This window comes from Janthinobacterium sp. NKUCC08_JDC, from assembly GCF_019345575.1.
Taxonomy (GTDB): Bacteria; Pseudomonadota; Gammaproteobacteria; order Burkholderiales; family Burkholderiaceae_D; genus Janthinobacterium; species Janthinobacterium aestuarii.
Map to the genome: position 1 here is coordinate 881468 of NZ_JAHKQW010000001.1, position 18750 is coordinate 900217.

The following is an 18750-nucleotide window of genomic DNA, read 5'->3' on the forward strand; positions in this document are numbered from 1 at the left end:
AAACAATGCAAAAAACAATGCAAACCATGCAAATCTTCCCCCTCGCATGGCAAGGGAACCGTCATCTTAGTGCGCGCATGGGCCACAAGAAATAGGAGGATGGCAAGAGCGTATGTAGGATGAGTCCCGCCTACGGTAGCGTAGTTACTTTCAGTTTTTCACCAAAAGTACCAAACACTCAGCAGTTAGCGGGCAGCGGAAAAATCGCCGCGTCCGCCGTCACGTAGACGCGCTCGCCAGCTCCTGGGCGCACCGCATGGCCGCCCGTGAAGGCGCCAAACGAGGGCAAAATGGCGCGATCCTGCCCCAGCAGGAAACACGGCAGGCGCAAGCCGCCGCCATGCAGTCCCGTCCCTGCTGCGCGCAAGTGGAATACGGGATGCACGTGGCCGGCCAGCACGTAGCCGGGCGCCACCGTATCCGGATGATGGCAGAACGACAGCTTGCCCACCTGGTGCGGTTCGTCGACCATGCGTATCCGCAGCGTGGCGGCCGGATCGCCCGCATGCGCATCGTGGTTGCCGCGCACCACCGTCAGGCGCACGTCCCGATGGCGCGCGCGCCAGGCCAGCATGGCCGCCACGGTGGCGGGCGCATGGGCGGCGCGCGCGTGCAGAAAGTCGCCGAGAAAGACGATTTCCTCGCAAGCGTAACTGGCCAGCAAGCTGTCGAGCGCCAGCAGGTTTTGCGTCGTGGTGCCGCGTGGCACGGGTACGCCCAGCGCGCGAAACGCGGCCGCCTTGCCGAAATGGATGTCGGCGACGACCAGCATCTTGCGCGCCGGCCAATAGATGGCCTTGTGCGCCAGCAGCCAGACTATCTCGCCAGCCAGCTCCACCACGCAGTGCGCTTGCTGGCCGCTCATGCGGCCGCCTTTTCCAGCGCACTGACTAGGCGCGCCACCCGGTCCGACAGCTTTTCCGTCGTCAGCTGTTCGCGGAAGCGCTCGACCATCAGGCCGAAGGCAAATGGCGAAGCCCGCTCCAGCGGCTGCAGGGAAATGCGCCGTCCATGCAGCTCGCGCAAGGTGGCGCGCAGGCGCGTCAATTCCAGTTCCTGTTCCAGCACTTCGCGCTGCGCCTGCGTGAGCAGCAGATTGGCCGCATCGTGCTTGCGAAATACTTCAAAAAACAGCGAGGACGAGGCCTGCAACTGGCGCGCGCTTTTTGGCTGGCCCGGATAGCCCTGGAACACGAGGCCGGCGATGCGGGCGATTTCGCGGAAGCGCCGCTGCGACAATTCCGTCGCATTCAGGCTGGCCAGCACGTCCTCGAGCAGATTGTCCGTGCTGAACAGGGTAAGGTCGGCGCCGCTGGCGCCCGTCAACAGCGGCGCAAAATCGATGTCGTCCGCGCCCAGCAATTCAAAGCCGTAATCGTTGACGGCGATCGACAAGGTCGCCGGCTGCACGCGCGCGATGCGGTAGGCCAGCAAGGACGCCAGGCCCAGGTGCACGGAGCGTCCCGCAAACGGATACACGAACAAATGATGGCCTTCGCGGCTGGACAGGGTTTCCAGCAGCAGGGCCGCGCGCGTGGGCAAGCTCGACCATGCCTGCTGGATGGCCAGCAGCGGCGCCAGCGCGCGCATTTCCGGCCCGCTGGCCTTGCCCTCCTGCGCCAGTTGCAACTGGTCGAGCACGGCGTGCGCGAGTTCCGACGACAGCGGCATCTTGCCGCCCTGCCAGCGCGGCACGGCGCCGCGGCTGCCCGTGGCGCGCCGCACGTAGGCCGTCATCTCGTGTACGCGCACGAATTCCAGAATGCGCCCGCCAAACAAAAAATGGTCGCCCTGCTTCAGGCGCGCGATGAACGATTCCTCGATGCTGCCGATGCGGCCGCCACCGAGGAACTTGACTTGGATCGCCACCTCCGAGACGATGGTGCCGATGCTCATGCGGTGGCGCCGCGCCAGCGCCACGTCCGGCACGCGGTACACGCCCTCCTCGTCCGGCAGCACTCTGCGGTATTCCGGATACACGGTCAGGCTTTGCCCGCCGCGCGCGACGAAATCGAGCGCCCATTGCCACTCGTCCGGGGTCAGGTGGCGGTAGGACCAGGCCGCGCGCACTTCCGCGTACAGCTCGGCAGACTGGAAACCGCCGCCCAGCGCAATCGTCACCAGGTGCTGCACCAGCACGTCGAGCGGCTTGTCCGGCACGGGCCGCGCTTCCAGGTGGCCTTGCGCCAGGGCAGTGCGGGCAGCGGCCGCTTCCAGCAATTCCAGGCTGTTGGTGGGCACGAGGGTGACGCGCGAAATGCGGCCCGGCGCGTGGCCGCTGCGCCCGGCCCGCTGCACCAGGCGCGCGATGCCTTTCGCGCTACCCACCTGCAGCACCCGCTCGACGGGCAGGAAATCGACGCCCAGGTCCAGGCTGGACGTGCACACGACGGCTTTCAGCTCGCCCGTTTTCAGGTGCTGCTCGACCCACTCGCGCACTTCGCGGTCCAGCGAACCGTGGTGCAGGGCGATCAGTCCCGCCCAGTCGGGCCGCGCATCGAGCAGGTGCTGGTACCACAGCTCGGCCTGCGAACGCGTGTTGGTGAACACGAGGGTGGTGGCGCTGCCCTCGATCTCGGCGATCAACGGTTGCAGCATCTGGATACCCAGGTGGCCCCCCCAGGGAAAGCGCGTGGGGTTGACTGGAATCAGGCTGTCGACGAGGATGTGCTTTTTGACTTTGCCTTCGACCAGCACGCCGGTGCTTTCCTCGCCCAGCAAGACGTCCTGCGCCTGCTGCAAATTACCCAGGGTGGCCGACAGGCCCCACGTCATCAATGCGCCATTCCAGCGGCGCAAGCGAGCCAGCGCCAGCTGCACCTGCACGCCACGCTTGCTGCCCATCAATTCATGCCACTCATCGACGATCACGGTTTCCAGCAGGCTGAAGCGTTCGCGGGCATCCGCCTGGCTCAGCATCAAGGACAGGCTTTCCGGCGTCGTGACGAGCACCTCGGGCCAGGCCTTCGCCTGCCGCGCCCGCTGCGCGGCGCTCGTGTCGCCCGTGCGCGCCTCGATACGCCAGCCCGGTGCAAGCTCCGCGCCCGAAGCTTGCAGCGCGCGCACGGTGTCGGCCGCCAGCGCCCGCATGGGCGTGATCCACAGCACGCGCAAGCCCTGCTTTCGTCCCTTGTCTTGTAGTCGCTCGGCGCGCAGCAAGGCGCCGAACCAGACGGCATAGGTCTTGCCGGAGCCCGTGCTCGCGTGCAGCAAACCCGATTGTCCCTGTGCGGCCGCGCGCCAGACGGCGCGCTGGAACGGAAACACCGCCCAGCCGCGCGCGTCAAACCACGCATCGATGCGCTGCGCCAGCGCGCTTTTTCTCATCGCTTGCTCATGTGGCCTGGACCAGCATGGCCTTCAGCGTGGCCAGCGTGTCCGCATCGGCGATGGCCTTGTCGTCACGCCGGCGCAGGATGCGGGGAAAGCGCACGGCGATGCCCGCCTTGTGGCGGCTGGACGCGGCGATGCCCTCGAAGCCGATCTCGAACACCATCGTCGGCTTGACGCTGCGCACGGGACCGAATTTTTCTATCGTCGTCTTGCGGATGGCGGCGTCGACTTGCCCGATCTCCGCATCCGTCAAGCCCGAGTACGCCTTGGCGAACGGCACCAGCTTACGTTCCCCCTGCTCGCCTTCCTCAACGTCACCCCACACGGCAAACGTGTAATCCGTGTACAGCGACGCGCGCCGGCCGTGGCCTGCCTGCGCGTAGATCAGTACGGCGTCGATCGAATACGGGTCGATCTTCCACTTCCACCATGTGCCCACGTCTTTCGTGCGACCCACGCCATACGCGGCAGACTTGGCTTTGAGCATCATGCCTTCCACGCCGCGCGCCCGCGATTCAGCGCGGATGGCCGCCAGCGCCTCCCAGCTTGCCGCCGCTATGCGCGGCGACAAACGCAGCGCGGGAGAAGCCACGCCGGCCACTACCGCTTCCAGCAGCGCGCGGCGCTCGAGCTGGGGCAGCTGGCGCACGTCCACGCCATCAAGTTCCAGCACATCGTAGGCCACGAGCACGGCCGGCAGCTCGGCCAGCAGCTTGGACGACACGCTCTTGCGGCCCATGCGTTGTTGCAGATCGGCAAACGGCGCCGGCACGTCGCCCGGCTGCCAGACGAGGATTTCGCCATCGAGTACGGTACCCTCGGGCAAGGCCAGCTGCGCCAGCTCGGGAAACCGCTCCGTGATCAATTCCTCGCCACGCGACCACAGCCAGTTCACGCCTTCGCGGCGCAGCAGCTGGGCGCGCATGCCGTCGTATTTCCACTCGACCAGCCAGTCGCCGATGTCGCCGAGACTCTGCGGCTCCGCCTGCAAGGGATGGGCGAGGAAGAACGGATACGGCTGGCCGCCGCGCAGCGCATGTTCGCCATCGGACTGCGCGGCGATCAGTTTGAGAAAGCCCGCGCCCGTGGGGCTGACCTTGCCATCGGTCCAACCCATCAGGCGCTGGGCGATCAGCTTGCTGTCGACGGCGGCGATGGAGGCCAGCGCGCGCGTCACCAGCAGCTTTGACACGCCCACGCGAAAGCCGCCGCCGATCAGTTTGATCAGCAGGAAGCGTTCGCGCGTTTCCAGTTCGTCCCAGTAGGCCAGCAAGTCGGCGCGGATGGTCTCGGGCGGCGCGCCGCGCAACGGTGCGATGCGCTGCTCGACCCACTCGGCCAGGCCGACGTCGCTGCGTTTGGCGGGCGCGGGCAGGATCAGGGCGATGGTTTCGGCCAGGTCGCCCACGGCGTGATAGGCCTCGTCGAACAGCCAGGCGTCGAGGCCCGCCCGCTCGGTCGCATACTCGCGCAGCAACTTGGTGGGCACGGCCTGGCGCGGCTTGCCGCCGGCCAGGAAGTACACGGCCCAGGCCGCATTCTCGGGCGAGGCGCCGCGAAAATACGCTTGCAGCGCCGCCAGCTTGCGGCTGGTGGAGGTCGTCTCGTCGAGTTCCGCGTACAGCCGGGCAAAGTCACGCATGGGCGACGTCCTCCGCTGCCGTGGACGCACCGGGCACGCCGTCATCGGCCTCGTCGTCGCCATACTCCGTCTCGAAGCCGCCCGCCTGCCAGCCGTTCTGCTGCAGCCAGCGCACCATCACGGGAATCGAGCCGTGCGTGACGATGATGCGTTCGGCCTGCGTGGCCTTGATCGCTTGCATCAGGCCAGGCCAGTCGGCATGGTCGGACAGGACAAAACCCCGGTCCACGCCGCGCCGCCGGCGCGCGCCGCGCAACAGCATCCAGCCGCTGGCGAACGCATCGCTGTAGTCGCCGAAACGCTTCATCCACGGCGAACCGGCGGCCGACGGCGGCGCGATCACCATCGCCGTCTTCAGGGCCGCCTTGTCCGTCACGTCGCCCACCAGCACGGTGGCGGGCAAGGCCACGCCCGATTCGCGGTAAACCTGCGTCAATGCCTGTGCCGCGCCATGGCAGATGATGGGGCCGATGGAAGGATCGAGCCCGGCCAGGATGCGCTGCGCCTTGCCGAAGGCATAGCAGAACAGCACGCTGGTGCGCCCTTCAGCCGCATTCCTGCGCCACCACTGGTTGATGTCGTCATAAACTTCCTGTGGCGCCTGCCAGCGGTAGATGGGCAGGCCGAAGGTCGATTCCGTAATAAAGGTATCGCAGCGCACGGGCTCGAACGGTACGCACGTGGGGTCGGGCTGCAGCTTGTAGTCGCCCGACGCCACCCACACTTGGCCGCCCACTTCCATGCGCACCTGGGCCGAACCCAGCACGTGGCCGGCCGGATGCAGCGACACGCGCACGCCGTGGTGGTCGATGGTCTCGCCATACGCGAGGCCCTGGATGGACACGGCGCCCAGGCGCGCGCGCAATACTTGCTCGCCGGGCGCGGCGCACAAGTAGTGCCGATGCCCGACACGCGCATGGTCGGCGTGCGCATGCGTGATGATGGCGCGCTCGACGGGACGCCACGGGTCGATGTAGAACTGACCCGGCACACAGTACAAGCCTTCCTTGCGCACCACCACCATGTCTGCCATGCCCTGCCCCCTGCCTTAAAAAAAGCGCGTTGGAATGGGCTGATTCTAGCGCGCTTGCGCCAAATCACTGTTCGGCAGCGCACCATGGCTTCACGCGGGGACGACGAACTCGGCCATGAAGGTACGCGTGGTGTTTTCCGGAAAGGCAATGGTGACCTGGTCGCCCGCCACGGACAGCACGGTGCCGATCTGGTAGCGCGGTACGCGCACGCGGCTGCCGACGGCGATCTGGGGCGCCAGCGCTGGCGGTGGCGTTCCAGCAGGCGCGGGCGGGAACTCGTCAAGGCTGATGGGTGCGGCCAGCGCGGGCGGCGACTGGCAATTGTCGCAGGTGCAGCAGCGCTCGAAATCGCCGGCATCGCCAAAATAATCGAGCAGCAGTTTCCAGCGGCACAGGCCGCTTTGCGCATACGCCACCATCTGCTCGAGCGCCTGCTTGTCGCGCTCCTGCTTGTCGACATAGATCTGCGCCAGCTGCGCATACGCAGGCGTGGCGGCCGACTGGGCTGTCAAGCGGTAGCCGAGCTTGCGGTCCTGGCGCAGCAGCTTGCCGTCTTTCAACAGTTTCAGACAGACCTTCAGATGGCCATCGGAAAACTCGGGCAGGCGCGCTGCCAGGGCGGCGAACGCAAACGTGGCCGGCAATTCTTGCGCGGCCGCCACGATGGCGGCCAGTTCTTCGGCCGTGGGATAGTGCTTGGCCAGAAAGAATTGCTGCACCCGCTTGTCTTCCTGGAAGTACAGCAAGGTGCAGTCGGCGGGCAAGCCATCGCGCCCGGCCCGGCCCGATTCCTGGTAATACGCTTCCAGATTGGCCGGCACCTGCAAGTGGATGACGAAGCGCGTGTCGGGCTTGTCGATGCCCATGCCGAACGCGTTGGTGGCGACCATGATGCGGCGCTCGCCGTTCATGAACAAGTCCTGGTTGTGCTTGCGCTCGCGCGCCGCCAGCTTGCCGTGGTAGCACGTGACGCTCTCGCCCAGTTCCTCCAGCCGCGCCGCCAGGTCCTCGACGGCCTTGACGGTGGCCGCATACACGATGCCCACGGCGGGCGTCTCGCGCAGCAGGCGCAAGACTTCGTCCTGTTTCTCTCCCGCATTCGTGACCTGGATCACGCGGTAGCGCAAATTGGCGCGGTAGATGCCCGTGTTGATGACCTGCAGCTTGCGCGCTTCGAGCTGCGCGTCGATATCGGCTATCACTTCCCCGGTGGCCGTGGCCGTCAGCGCCAGCACGGGCGGACGGCCCAGCGCGCGCAGGGCGGCCGCGATTTCCAGGTAGGCGGGACGGAAGTCATGGCCCCACTGGGAAATGCAATGGGCTTCATCGATGACGACCAGGCTGGGCGGCGCGCTGGCCAGCAAGGACAGGAACTCGGGCATCGCCAGGCGTTCCGGCGTGCAAAAAATGATCAGCCTGCCGCCCTGGGCGATGCGGGCGATGGCGTCGTCCTCTTCGGCGCGCGACAGGCTGCTGTTGAGCTGCACGGCTGTGATGCCCAGTTCGTGCAGCTTTTCCAGCTGGTCCTTCATCAGCGAAATCAGCGGCGACACGACCAGGGTCACGCCCGGCAACAGGGCGGCGGGCAGTTGGTAGCACAGGGACTTGCCGCTGCCGGTGGGCATGATGGCCAGGGTATCGCGCCCGGCCAGCACGCTGTCGATGACTTCCTGCTGGCCCGTGCGCAGCCGCGCCACGCCAAATACCGAGCGCAGCAGACGCTGGATGTGTCGACCAGACTTGTTCAGCGAAGCAAGCATCATTGCCATCCTAAAAGTAAAACCGCCATGCCGGCGCCACAGCGCCAGGGTGCAGCTACTTTACGGCCGGGCCTGGCGCGCCGCCATAGGACGGGCGCCACAGCTGACGTAGGAATTCAGGAAGCAAACAGGATGGCCCAGAACAGCATCAGCAAACCGACAATCGACACGCACCACACGAGCGTGCGCACGACGGGCACGCCAAACGCGTACAGGGGCAGGTACAGCACGCGCGCGGCCAGGTACAGGGCGGCGCCGTACAGAGTCAGCGCGCTTTCCTGCGCCGTCACGTGGGCGATCAGCACGGCGGCGGCGAACAGGGGCAGGGTTTCGAACAGGTTCGCCTGGGCCCGGCGCAAGCGGGCCGTGATCTTGCCCACAGGCGGCCCGTCGCCGTCGCGCGCGCTCACGTTATAGGCCGTGCCCGTTTCGCGCGTGCGAAACAGGGCGGGCAGCAGGATTTGCACCAGCGCCAGCACGAGGGTGCAGGCCAGCATCGTCAGTTCAGGAGTCATCCATTTGCCTCTGCAGGGTGAGACGGGCAAGCCGTGCCGGCGCGTGCCCGTCAGGGTTGATCGAGTGCCGCTTGCAACTCCAGCAAATCATAGGGCTTGCGCAAGACGCTGGCGGAAAAGCCCAGTTCATCCATCGACTCCTTGCCATAGCCCGTGGAAAAGATAATGCGCATATCAGGTTTATCGCGCAGCACCATGCGCGCCAGCGCGATGCCGGACATGCCGGGCAGGCTGACATCCGTAAACAGGATATCGAAGTCTTGCTCGTTGAGCAATTTCCACGCCGCCTCGCCATCGGACACGCCGCTGACCGTGTGGCCCAGCATACCCACCAGTTCGCACACCATCAGCTGCGAATCGAGATTGTCTTCCACCACGAGTATCTTCATCGATGTCGGCATGTCCCCCTGCGGTTCTGGCGCATGCCCCGTCAAGTCCAGCCCCGGCGTGCCGCCTGCCAGCACGCTGGCCGCCAGGCCGCCACCCGCTTGCGTGCCGGCCACCGGTGCGCCGGACCGTTCAAACTGGCGCGCGCGCATTTGCTGCTGGCGGTTGGCCAGCACATGGCGCAGCTTGCGCGCCAGCTCTTCGCGCCGGTACGGTTTGCTGAGCAATTCCACTCCCGCGTCGAGTCTGCCTTCGTGCACGATGACATCCTGCGCGTAGCCCGACGTAAACAAGACGGCGATATCGGGCTGCAACTCGCGTGCTTGGCGCGCCATCTCCGTGCTGCTGACGGGACCGGGCATGATCACGTCCGTAAACAGCAAGTCGATCTGCGCACCGCTGTGCAGCACGGCCAGCGCGCTTTCGCCATCCTCGGCCTTGAGCACCTTGTAGCCGAGCGCGCCCAGCATATCGACCACGGTGGTGCGCACGCCCACATCGTCTTCCACCACAAGCACCGTTTCCGTGCCGCCCGTGACGACGCCGCTCAATTCCAGTTCCTCGTCCGCTTCCGCCATCAGGGAACGGGGCAAATAGATTTTGACTCCCGTGCCCACGCCAGGTTCACTGTAAATACGGATATGGCCGCGGCTTTGCGTGACAAAGCCATACGCCATCGACAAGCCCAAGCCCGTGCCCGCGCCTTCCGGCTTGGTGGTGAAGAACGGCTCGAACGCGCGCTGCAGCACGGGGCCGCTCATGCCACGGCCCGTGTCCGTCACCGACAGCATCACGTACTGGCCGGCAGGCACGTCGACCAGGTTGTGCACATACTGCTCGTCGAGTACGACGTTGCCCAGCTCGATGGTCAGCTTGCCCACGCCATCCATGGCGTCGCGCGCATTGATGGCCAGGTTCAGGATGACGTTCTCGATCTGGCCGCGGTCGACCAGGGTATTCCACAACCCGCCGCCGCCCACCAGCACGATGTCGATCGCTTCGCCCAGGGCGCGCCGCAGCAGCGCATCCATGTTGCGCACCACGCGCGCCAGGTCGGCCACCACCGGCTGCAAAGGCTGGCGCCGCGCAAACGCCAGCAGATGCGACGACAGCTTGGCGCCCCGCTCGACGGCGGCAATCGCCGTATCGAGGCGCTGGCGCATGACGCCATCCGTGCCCGTCAAATGCTGCAGCAAATGCAAATTGCCGGAAATGATTTGCAGCACATTATTGAAATCGTGCGCGATGCCGCCCGTCAGCTGGCCCACGGCTTCCATCTTTTGCGCCTGGCGCAAGGCGTCTTCCGCCTTCGTGCGCTCACCGACTTCCTGTTCGACCCGGTGCTCGAGCGTTTCGTTCAATTCATGCAGCGCTTTTTCCACGCGGCGCCGGTCCGTGATATCCGTCTTGACGGCGATCAAGGAGCGCGTCTGTCCCTGTTCATCGACCAGGCGGCTGACATTGCTCGACACCCACACTTGCGAGCCGTCGGGCTTCAGGTAGCGCTTTTCCAGCGAGAACGATTCGCCCGTTTCCACCAGGCGCTGGAACAGCACGCTGTTGCCGGGCACGTCCGCCGGATGCATGATGTCGTTCATGTTTAGGCTCAGCAGCTCTTCGGCCGAGCGGCCCAGCATGCAGCACAGGGCGCCGTTGACCCTCTGGAAACTGCCGTCGAGGCCCAGCTCGGACAAGCCCACCGAGGCCTGGCCGAAAATAGCGGCCATACGCTCCTGGCTGGCGTTCAGTTCATCCTCGATCTGGCGCCGCTCCGTCACATCGAACGACACGCCCACGTAGCGGCGCTGGCCCGGCACGCGGCCTGCCACCACCTCGCCCTGGCGCGCGATCCAGCGCAGCGCGCCATCGGCGGGGCGGCGGATGCGGTACTCCACGTATTCGAGGGGATTGGGCGCCACAGCAAGCTTGCTCGGTCCGACCTTTTGCTGGTCGCGCGCATCGACCAGGCTCACCAGCAAGCGTTCCGTCACTTCCACCTCGTCGGCAATGCCCCACAGGCGGCGGAAGGTGGGCGACACCAGCATCGCGCCCGTCTCGGGAAACCATTCGAAGGTGCCGATGCCGCCGGCCTGCTGGGCCAGGCGCAAGCGCTCCTCGCCTTCCATGCGTTCGGTGACGTCGATGCCTTCGACGAGGATGCCCGTGACCGCGCCCTCGTCATCCTTGATGGGCTGGTAGACGAAGTCGATCTGGCGCTGGCCCGTCTGCCCGTCCGCCGTCTGCAAATCCACCTTCACCTGGCGTCCCTCGTACGGTTCGCCCGTGCGGTAGACCTGGTCGAGCAGTTCGATGAAACCTTGCTCCTTGACTTCAGGCAAGGCCGCTTCGACTGTCTTGCCCAGCAGATCGCGGTGACCGACCAGGCGCAGATAATGTTCGTTCGCCAGCTCGAACACGTGCCGCGGCCCGCGCAGCATGGCCATGAAACTGGGCGCCTGCTGGAACAGGGCGCGCAGCAGCGCGCGTTCCTCGCCCAGGCGGCGGTTGGCCGCGCGCACGGCCTCGCTCTCGGCCTGCAAGGTCGTGTTGAGTTTGCCCAGCTCGGCCGTGGCCAGCTTCAGCTGGCGCCCTTCTTCCATGCGCGCCGTCAATTCCAGTGCCGTGCACAGCACGCCGTCCACCTGGCCCTCGTCGCCATGCACGGGCGTATAAAACAGGTCGAAGCAGACGTCGGTGCGCTGTCCGCCGCGCAACAGCGGCAAGCAGCATTCTCGGTGCAACTGTGTTTCCCCGCGCAGTCCCGTTTCGAGGATGCGCGCATTCCAGTCCCAGATTTCAGGCCAGATGGCCGGCACCGTGCCGCCCAGTGCGGCCGGATGGCGCTCGCCTGCGATCTGGATGTAATCGTCGTTGTAAATCATCACGTGCTGCGGGCCCCACATCAGCACCATCGCCATCGGCGAATTGAGCACGATGTCGACGCTCGTGCGCAAATGGGCGGGCCAGCCATCGAGCGGGCCCAGGCTGGTGGCGGACCAGTCGCGCTGGCGCACCAGCTCGCCCATATTGCCGCCGCCGCGCGGCCAAGCTGGCGCGCTCATGTAACCAATCCCGCTTGCACGCGCACCTGGCACTGGCGCGGGATGCGCACGGTCGCCAGCGTGCCCTGCGCGGCCGTCGAACTGATCTCGACCGTGCCGCCGTGGGCCTTGACGAACATGTTGACCGTGTACAAGCCCAGCCCCAGGCCCTGCCCCGTCCGGCGCTTCTCGCCCGCCTGCTGGAATGGCTCGAACAGGGTCGGCAGCAAGGCGGCCGGGATGACGCCGCGATTAGCGATGCGCAATTCGATATGGTCGGCGGCCCGTCCATCGAGGTCCAGTTGCACGGGCGTGCCCGGCTCGCCATGCGTGATGGCATTGTTTAACAGATTCGAGATGACTTGCGACAGCAAGCCCGCATCGCATTGCCCGTGCAGATTACCCACGCTGCTGACTTCGACCAGCGGCGCCTGGCCCGCCGTCTCGAACTCCTCGACGATGGCGCGCGCCAGCGCCAGGTAGTCGTGCGTGCTGCTGCGCAACTCCATCGTGCCGGAACGGATGCGCGCCAGGTCCAGCAGCTGGTCGACCATGCGTCCCATGCGCTTGGCGCTGCTTTCGATACGCTGCGCCGTGACGATCACCTTCGGGTGGTCGCTCATCATCGGCAACAGCATGGCGCCGTTCATCACCACCGACAAGGGCGTGCGCAAGTCGTGGCCCAGCACGGCCGTGAACAGTTCATTCAGGTGCAAGGCATGCTTGAGTTCGTCGAGCTGGGCCGACAATTCGCGTTTCTGCTGGTACAGTTGGACCAGCACGGCCACCTTGCTTTGCAAGGCCTTCACGTCGATGGGCTTGTAGAGGAAATCGACGGCGCCCGCCTCGTAGCCGCGGAAGCTGTAGCTCGGTTCGCGCGACGCCGCCGTCAGGAAGATCAGCGGAATGCTGCGCGTGCGCTCGCTGCCGCGTATCAGCTCGGCCAGCTCGAAACCATCCATGTGCGGCATTTGCACGTCGATCAGGGCCAGCGCCACTTCATGCGTCAACAGCAATTCCAGCGCTTGCGCGCCTGAGCTTGCCTTCAGGATGACAATACCGGGCCGTGCCAGCACGGCTTCGGCGGCGACCAGGTTTTGCGCGATGTCGTCAACGACGAGGATATGGATAGGTGCGGTCACGGAATCATCTTCAGGCATCGCAACGGCAAGATGCCATCGTGTTTCGATATGAACATCAACATTGTTTCAATTCTCACATATATTACACGCACTACACCACTCCCATTCACTTGTGTTCGCGATCGCCGAGCAATGCCAGGCTGGCGGCCATTTGCGGCAAATCGAGCACGCGGTCGGCGCCCGCCAGCTTGAGCGCGGCCGCCGGCATGATGCCACAACTGGCCCGCTGCGGGTCTTGCACCCAGGCACTACCGCCCAGCTGCCGCACGCGCGCCAGGCCCGCCGCGCCATCGGCCGAAGCGCCCGTCAGGATAATGGCCAGCATGTTTCGCCTGTAAGCCAGCGCCGCCGTTTCCAGCAAGACATCGATGGACGGGCGCGAAAAATACACGGGCGCTTCCTGCGACAGGGAAAAACAGCCATCGGGCTCGACTTGCAGGTGGTAATCGGGCGGAGCGAAATACACGACGCCCGCTTGCAGCGGTTCCTTGTCCTGCGCCTCGCGCAAAGGCAGCTGGCAACGTTCCGCATACAGCTGCGGCAACTGGCTCGAGCGGCCCGGCGCCAGGTGCAGCACCACCACGACGCTTGCACGGCAGGTGGCGGGCAAGGCGCGCAGCACGATGCCCAGCGCTTCGACGCCGCCGGCCGAGGCGCCGATGGCGATCAGGCGCAGGCCGGCGGGCGGTGGCGCGACGTCGCAGCTTGGCAGCATGTCAGGCACGCTGGAAGATGCGTTCGGCCGGGCTCAGCTCGTTGAAGCTGTCCGCATGGCGGCTGAAATGCAGGCTTTCCTTCATGCCCAGCCCCAGGAAGCCCCGGTTCACCAGCGCTTCATGGAACAGGCCAAGGCTGCGGTCTTGCAAATCTTTGTTGAAGTAAATCATGACGTTACGGCAGGAAACCATGTGCACCTCCGAAAACACGCTGTCCGTCGCCAGGCTGTGGTCGGCGAAGACGAACTGGCGCCGCAAGCGCCGGTCAAAGATGGCGCCCTTGTAGGCGGCCGTGTAATAGTCGGACAGCGAGCGCTTGCCGCCCGCCAGCTGGTAATTCTCGCTGAACTGGGCGATGCGTTCGATGGGATAAATGCCCGCTTCAGCGGCGGCCAGCGCTTCCACATTGATGTCGGTCGCATAAATCATGCTGCGCTCGAGCAAGCCCTCTTCTTCCAGCAAGATGGCCAGCGACCATACCTCTTCGCCGCTGCTGCAGCCGGCCACCCAGATTTTGATCGAGGGATAGGTATGCAGGATGGGCACGACTTTTTCGCGCAGGGCACGAAAATACGCGGGATCGCGGAACATCTCGCTCACTTGCACCGTGAAAAACTGCAGCATCTGCGCGAACATGGCCGGCTCGTGCAAGATGCGGTCCTGCAATTGCGACAGGCTGGCGCAGCCGAAGCGCTCCATGGCCTGGCGCATGCGCCGGCGCAGGGACGCCACGGAATAATCGCGGAAATCGTGCTGATAGCGCAGCAGTATTCCCTCAAGCAATAACTTCAGTTCTATATCGAAAATATCGTCATCTAACAACATCCACCTCATCGGATACCTGACCATTGAACAGCGTGCAAAGCGCAGCGCGCAGTCACTGCCAAATGCTAGCAGATCGCCGGCGATTATCCTGCAGAGAAAGTTTCAGTTAGGTACGCTGGCGTACACTCACGCGTTTTTTTCAGGCTCTGTCCTCGACAAGTAGGGGAATTCAGGGAATCTTCCCGTGTCCCTGCTGTCTGACTGAGCATCGCAGACAAGCGGGAGCCTTCCATGCAGCCAGCCCAATGGAAAACCTTCATCGCCCAGTTCGCCGAACTGAACCGCCGCCAGCGCCTGGCGGGCATCGCCCTGCTGCACGGGGCCGCATCGCAAGACGTCGCCGTGGCATTGATCGAAAGCGTGGCCCGCCAACAACCGCACTGTCCGGTTTGCAACAGCAACCATGCTCACCGGCACGGCCATGCACACGGACTGCAGCGCTACCGTTGCGTGCCTTGCGGCCGCACCTTCAATGCACTCACCGGCACGCCGCTTGCCCGCTTGCGCCACAAGGCGCTGTGGATTGAATATGCCCATTGCATGCTGACATCGGATTCCGTGCGCAAGGCGGCGTTACAGCTGGGCGTGCACCGCAATACCACGTTTCGCTGGCGCCACCGGTTTTTATCATTGGCAAAAACGGACCGGCCCCATCGCCTGCATGGCATCGCCGAAGCGGACGAGCTGTATGTACTGGAATCGGAGAAGGGATCGCGGCATTTGACGCGCCCGGCGCGGCGCCGTGGTGATCATGCCTTTAAACGTGGCATATCGAATGAGCAAGTCTGCATCCTGGTGGCGCGTGACCGCACTGGACAAACCCTCGATTTCGTCACGGGAAAAGGAGCACTGACCAAGGCACAGCTACATGCTTGCCTGCCACCCGTCATCGACAAGGATATCTTGCTGGTCACCGATGGTCATGCCGCCTACCGCGCCTTCGCCCATGAAGCAGGGGTCAGCCACCAGGCCGTCAACTTGCGTGCCGGCATCCGCGTGCGGGGCGCCGCCCACGTGCAAAACGTCAATGCGTATCACAGCCGCTTGCGGGATTGGCTACGGCCGTTTCACGGCGTGGCCACACGCTACCTGTCGAATTACCTGGGCTGGCGCTGGATACTCGACGCCGGGCGCATCCGCTCGCCAGAAACATTATTGAAGGCAACACTAGGAGCATTCCCACATCTAACGGTGACATAGCCTTTTTTTCAGGCATCCACGCCCTTCATGCCTTCTTCCGTATAGCGCGCGCCCGCCGCCATGCCCAAGGGAAAGGCCGCGTTCATCGCCGCCAGTTCCGCCTCGTCCAGCCGCACGGCCAGCGCGCCGAGGTTGTCGTGCAAATACGCGATGCGCTTGGTGCCGGGAATGGGAATGATGTCGTCGCCTTGCGCCAGCAGCCAGGCCAGCGCCAGCTGGGCCGGCGTGCAGCCTTTTGCGCGCGCGATGTCCTTGACCTGCGCGACGATGGCCTGGTTGCGCGCCAGGTTCTCGGCGACGAAGCGGGGATTGAACTGGCGAAAGTCGCCCGCATCGAGGCTGGCCGCATCGGCAATGGCGCCCGTCAAAAATCCCCGGCCCAGCGGACTGTAGGCAAAGAAGCTGGCGCCCACGTCGCGGCAGGCGGCCAGCACGCCCTGCTCCGGTTCGCGCGTCCACAGTGAGTATTCGCTCTGCACGGCGGCCACGGGGCAGATCGCCGCAGCGCGCCGCAAGGTGGCGGCGCTCACCTCGCACAAGCCCACGGCGCGGATCTTGCCCTCTAGCCGCAGTTGCGCCAGCGCGCCCATCGATTCCTCCAGTGGCGTCTCGAGATTCAGGCGGTGCAGATAGAACAGGTCGATGGCCTCCACGCCCAGGCGCCCCAGCGACGCTTCGCACGCCTGGCGGATGTAGGCGGGGGAATTGTCGACGCGGCGCGCATAACTGCCCGCCTCGCGCGCCAGCCCGCACTTGGTGGCGACCAGGGCCTGGCCCGGGTGGCGTGCCAAAAAGCGCCCCAGCAATTGCTCGTTGTGGCCGAAACCGTAGGCGTCGGCCGTGTCGAACAGGGTCACGCCCGCCGCCAGGGCCGCTTCCAGGGTGGCCAGGGATTGCGCCTCGTCCGTGGCGCCATAGAATTCCGACATGCCCATGCAGCCCAGGCCCAATGCCGAACTGCTCATACCGTTATTGCCGATGCGTCGCTGTTGCATGCTGCTCTCCTCTGTTGTTGACTCGATGCCGCCAGTCTGGGCCGCGCCGGATGACAAGGGAATGCCCGATTTCGTGATACCTTTCTGGTATGAGAGCCCTCGATACCCATGCCTTGACCCTGTTTTGCGCCGTCGCCCGCTGCCTGAACTTCCGCCAGGCGGCGGAGCAATTGCACATGACCCAGCCGCCATTGTCGCGCGCCATCAAGGGGCTGGAAGACAAGCTGGGCGCGCGCCTGTTCGAGCGCGACACGCAGGGCGTGGCCTTGACGCCAGCGGGCCGTACCCTGCTGCCGCAGGCGCTGCACATCCTTGATTTGCTGGAGATGGCGCAGCAATCGCTGCGGCAAGACAGCGCACCCGCGCGCCTGCGCCTGGGCTTGACGAGTTCCGTGGCGGCCGGCCTGTTCCGTCCTTTGCTGGCGGCGCTGGAGGAGCAACTGGGCAATGTCCGCCTGGAATTGACGGCGGCCCCGTCGCCGCGCCTAGTCGCCGCCGTGCGCAAGGGCCAGCTCGATGCGGCCCTGCTTGCGCTACCCAGCGCCACGTTCGAGCTGGCCGTGCAGCCGCTGGCGCGCCAGCCCATGATGCTGGCCCTGCCCGCCGGGCACCGGCTGGCGAAGAAGCGCAAGCTCAGCCTTGCTGACATCGCCCAGGAACCCATCTACTGGTTCGAACGGGCGCGCCAGCCCGCCTTTTTCGACCATTGCCAGCAAGTGTTCCGCCGGCATGATTTCGCGCCGCATTTCCTGCGCGAAGCGCCCGACCATCATGTGCTGCTCGGCGACGTGGCCGCCGGCAAGGGCATGGCGCTGCTGGCCGACTCGTTCCGCGCGCTGCGCATGGATGGCGTGATCTACCGGCCATTGGCGGAAGGCGAGGAATTGGCGGCCGGCATCGGCCTGGCCTGGCAAGCCGACCACGGCCATGCGACCCTGCCCCTGCTGCGCCAGCTGGCGCAGGAATATCTGAAACAGTGACGGCCGCGCGCGGAGGCGCCAGACGCGCTACCATGTTGCCTTCCCTATTTTTCGCGCCACCACGACCATGACGTTTACCATCAGCGACGCCGCCTACGGCACCGATACCCCCGCCGCCAAACAAGCCATGTATGCGGACTTGCGCGCGCAGCTGCAAGGCTTGCTGTCGGGCGAGAGCGACTTCATCGCCAATACGGCCAACTTCAGTTCGCTGGTCTTCAACACCATGCCGGGCCTCAACTGGGCCGGCTTTTATTTCCTCAAGGGCGAGGAATTGGTGCTGGGACCGTTTCAGGGCAAACCCGCCTGCATCCGCATCAAGAAAGGGCGCGGCGTGTGCGGCACCACGGTGGTCGAAGGCAAGTCCATCGTCGTGCAGGACGTGCATGCATTTCCCGGCCACATCGCCTGCGACGTCAATTCCCGTTCGGAACTGGTGGTGCCCGTGTTTTCAAATGGCCAGATCATCGGCGTGTTCGACCTCGACAGCCCGCTCGTCAGCCGTTTTGACGACGTCGACGCGCAAGGCGTCGAATCCTTGGTGCGCGTGCTGGAAGCGGCTATCGTTGCTGAATAACTAGTTGCCCGCCTTGACGGCGATGAATTCGCCCTTGCCGACCGTGGCCAGGCACGTCGTGTAGCGGCTGTCGGCGCGGATGGCTTCGATGAAGCCGGCCATGTCCGCGTAGTGCGAACTGGCGTTGTCGACCACCAGCACGCCGCCGGCCGCCAGCGCGCGGTCCAGCTGCGGCCACCACTGCGCGTATTGCTGGCGCGCGGAATCGAGGAAGATGAAATCGTAGGCGCCGTCCGCCGCATCGCGCAGCACGTCGCCCGCGTCAGCCAGCAGCTGGCCGATCACGCCCTGCAATTGCGCGCGCACAAAGTTGTCGTGCGCCATGTCGAACTTGTCCTGCGCCTTTTCCACCGTCACCACCTTGCCGCCCAGCGCCTGCACGGCGCGCGCCAGCCACAAAGTGGAATAGCCGTTCGACGTGCCGATTTCCAGCACTCGCCGGGCGCCGCGCGCGTGCACCATCACGGCCAGCAATTCGCCCGTGTCGCGCGTGATATTGAGCATGCGGCTGGCGCGCGCCGTGTGCGCCGCATCATTGGTGTTACCGAATGCTTCCAGTTCACTCAACAGAGTATCGATGCTGGGCATGGCGCCTCCTTGTTC

General features: G+C 65.2%; 15 protein-coding genes. 3 read left to right on the forward strand and 12 right to left on the reverse strand.

Annotated features, from left to right (window positions below; all coding sequences use genetic code 11):
- Positions 1–178 precede the first annotated feature (178 nt).
- The 10 genes from pdeM to KO538_RS04120 all read right to left on the reverse strand — a co-directional run bounded on the left by pdeM (position 179) and on the right by KO538_RS04120 (position 14395).
- Positions 179–865: a ligase-associated DNA damage response endonuclease PdeM gene (gene pdeM, locus KO538_RS04075; RefSeq protein ID WP_219327520.1), complete on the reverse strand. Its 687-nt coding sequence runs from the start codon at positions 863–865 to the stop codon at positions 179–181.
- Positions 862–3327: a ligase-associated DNA damage response DEXH box helicase gene (locus tag KO538_RS04080; protein WP_219327521.1), complete on the reverse strand. Its 2466-nt coding sequence runs from the start codon at positions 3325–3327 to the stop codon at positions 862–864. Before KO538_RS04080 ends, pdeM begins: the two co-directional genes overlap by 4 nt.
- 7 nt (positions 3328–3334) lie before the next feature.
- A complete protein-coding gene (locus KO538_RS04085; protein ID WP_219327522.1) occupies positions 3335–4975 on the reverse strand; it encodes an ATP-dependent DNA ligase in 1641 nt (546 codons plus the stop codon).
- Positions 4968–6008 (reverse strand): ligase-associated DNA damage response exonuclease, encoded by a 1041-nt coding sequence (locus KO538_RS04090; RefSeq protein ID WP_219327523.1) that lies wholly within the window; start codon positions 6006–6008, stop codon positions 4968–4970. The genes KO538_RS04085 and KO538_RS04090 overlap by 8 nt, the downstream gene beginning before the upstream one ends.
- 90 nt (positions 6009–6098) lie before the next feature.
- Positions 6099–7769 carry an ATP-dependent DNA helicase RecQ gene (locus tag KO538_RS04095; protein WP_219327738.1) on the reverse strand — a complete coding sequence of 557 codons (1671 nt, stop codon included), beginning with the start codon at positions 7767–7769 and terminating at the stop codon, positions 6099–6101.
- 116 nt (positions 7770–7885) lie between these two features.
- A complete protein-coding gene (locus KO538_RS04100) occupies positions 7886–8284 on the reverse strand; it encodes an MAPEG family protein (protein ID WP_072452423.1) in 399 nt (132 codons plus the stop codon).
- Positions 8285–8334: 50 nt separating this feature from the next.
- The gene (locus KO538_RS04105) at positions 8335–11733 is read right to left on the reverse strand and encodes a PAS domain S-box protein (RefSeq protein WP_219327524.1); all 3399 of its coding nucleotides are present in this window, start codon (positions 11731–11733) and stop codon (positions 8335–8337) included.
- Positions 11730–12854: a hybrid sensor histidine kinase/response regulator gene (locus tag KO538_RS04110; protein ID WP_219327525.1), complete on the reverse strand. Its 1125-nt coding sequence runs from the start codon at positions 12852–12854 to the stop codon at positions 11730–11732. Before KO538_RS04110 ends, KO538_RS04105 begins: the two co-directional genes overlap by 4 nt.
- A 106-nt stretch (positions 12855–12960) precedes the next feature.
- A complete protein-coding gene (locus KO538_RS04115) occupies positions 12961–13569 on the reverse strand; it encodes a chemotaxis protein CheB (RefSeq protein ID WP_219327526.1) in 609 nt (202 codons plus the stop codon).
- 1 nt (position 13570) lies between these two features.
- On the reverse strand, positions 13571–14395 hold the full coding sequence (locus tag KO538_RS04120; RefSeq protein ID WP_200873008.1) for a protein-glutamate O-methyltransferase CheR: 825 nt from the start codon (positions 14393–14395) through the stop codon (positions 13571–13573).
- 231 nt (positions 14396–14626) lie between these two features.
- On the opposite strand from KO538_RS04120, the gene KO538_RS04125 reads away from it, so the two are divergent.
- Positions 14627–15595, forward strand: a complete 969-nt coding sequence (locus KO538_RS04125) for an IS1595 family transposase (protein ID WP_219327527.1) — start codon at positions 14627–14629, stop codon at positions 15593–15595.
- Between the two features lie 8 nt (positions 15596–15603).
- Here the strand turns inward: KO538_RS04125 and KO538_RS04130 are convergent, their stop codons facing one another.
- Entirely contained in the window at positions 15604–16590 is a 987-nt protein-coding gene (locus KO538_RS04130) for an aldo/keto reductase (RefSeq protein ID WP_219327528.1), read from the reverse strand.
- 89 nt (positions 16591–16679) lie between these two features.
- On the opposite strand from KO538_RS04130, the gene KO538_RS04135 reads away from it, so the two are divergent.
- Both KO538_RS04135 and KO538_RS04140 read left to right on the forward strand, forming a co-directional pair.
- Positions 16680–17570, forward strand: a complete 891-nt coding sequence (locus KO538_RS04135) for a LysR family transcriptional regulator (protein ID WP_219327529.1) — start codon at positions 16680–16682, stop codon at positions 17568–17570.
- A gap of 67 nt (positions 17571–17637) precedes the next feature.
- Complete coding sequence (locus KO538_RS04140) at positions 17638–18147, forward strand: GAF domain-containing protein (protein ID WP_307788856.1); 510 nt, start codon at positions 17638–17640, stop codon at positions 18145–18147.
- On the opposite strand, the gene KO538_RS04145 is transcribed toward KO538_RS04140, so the two are convergent.
- Positions 18148–18735: an O-methyltransferase gene (locus tag KO538_RS04145; RefSeq protein ID WP_034750625.1), complete on the reverse strand. Its 588-nt coding sequence runs from the start codon at positions 18733–18735 to the stop codon at positions 18148–18150.
- Positions 18736–18750 lie beyond the last annotated feature (15 nt).

Coding starts and splice junctions, on each gene's coding strand:
- pdeM (WP_219327520.1), bottom strand. CDS start 865: ATGAGCGGCCAGCAAGCGCACTGCGTGGTGGAGCTGGCTGGCGAGATA.
- KO538_RS04080 (WP_219327521.1), bottom strand. CDS start 3,327: ATGAGAAAAAGCGCGCTGGCGCAGCGCATCGATGCGTGGTTTGACGCG.
- KO538_RS04085 (WP_219327522.1), bottom strand. CDS start 4,975: ATGCGTGACTTTGCCCGGCTGTACGCGGAACTCGACGAGACGACCTCC.
- KO538_RS04090 (WP_219327523.1), bottom strand. CDS start 6,008: ATGGCAGACATGGTGGTGGTGCGCAAGGAAGGCTTGTACTGTGTGCCG.
- KO538_RS04095 (WP_219327738.1), bottom strand. CDS start 7,769: ATGCTTGCTTCGCTGAACAAGTCTGGTCGACACATCCAGCGTCTGCTG.
- KO538_RS04100 (WP_072452423.1), bottom strand. CDS start 8,284: ATGACTCCTGAACTGACGATGCTGGCCTGCACCCTCGTGCTGGCGCTG.
- KO538_RS04105 (WP_219327524.1), bottom strand. CDS start 11,733: ATGAGCGCGCCAGCTTGGCCGCGCGGCGGCGGCAATATGGGCGAGCTG.
- KO538_RS04115 (WP_219327526.1), bottom strand. CDS start 13,569: ATGCTGCCAAGCTGCGACGTCGCGCCACCGCCCGCCGGCCTGCGCCTG.
- KO538_RS04120 (WP_200873008.1), bottom strand. CDS start 14,395: ATGTTGTTAGATGACGATATTTTCGATATAGAACTGAAGTTATTGCTT.
- KO538_RS04125 (WP_219327527.1), top strand. CDS start 14,627: ATGCAGCCAGCCCAATGGAAAACCTTCATCGCCCAGTTCGCCGAACTG.
- KO538_RS04130 (WP_219327528.1), bottom strand. CDS start 16,590: ATGCAACAGCGACGCATCGGCAATAACGGTATGAGCAGTTCGGCATTG.
- KO538_RS04135 (WP_219327529.1), top strand. CDS start 16,680: ATGAGAGCCCTCGATACCCATGCCTTGACCCTGTTTTGCGCCGTCGCC.
- KO538_RS04140 (WP_307788856.1), top strand. CDS start 17,638: ATGACGTTTACCATCAGCGACGCCGCCTACGGCACCGATACCCCCGCC.
- KO538_RS04145 (WP_034750625.1), bottom strand. CDS start 18,735: ATGCCCAGCATCGATACTCTGTTGAGTGAACTGGAAGCATTCGGTAAC.